At 50.4% G+C, this 252-nt stretch carries 1 protein-coding gene; it reads left to right on the top strand.

Going from position 1 to position 252, the window contains the following annotated elements:
* Positions 1-58: 58 nt before the first annotated feature.
* A partial coding sequence (locus ACSNOG_RS33680) for a CAT RNA binding domain-containing protein (RefSeq protein WP_436756467.1) occupies positions 59-252 on the top strand: 194 nt, incomplete at its 3' end.

The following is a 252-nucleotide window of genomic DNA, read 5'->3' on the forward strand; positions in this document are numbered from 1 at the left end:
GTCTATGAGCGGGCTCGAATCGTTTACGGTTATTCGCGTCATCGGTAACAATGTCGTCATGGCAACCGGCGGCAAGAAAGAATCCGAATATGTGATCCTTGGCAAAGGAATCGGTTTCGGGATCAAAGCTGGAGCGGAAATCTCTGCAAGCGATTCCCGGATCGAGAAGCTTTTTAAGCTGGAAGACCGCGAGCAATGGAGCCAGGCCCATCATTTGCTCGAGGAATTTGATCCGTTGGTGATGGACATTAC

The organism is Streptomyces sp. URMC 124 (assembly GCF_051386455.1).
Taxonomy (GTDB): domain Bacteria; phylum Actinomycetota; class Actinomycetes; order Streptomycetales; family Streptomycetaceae; genus Streptomyces.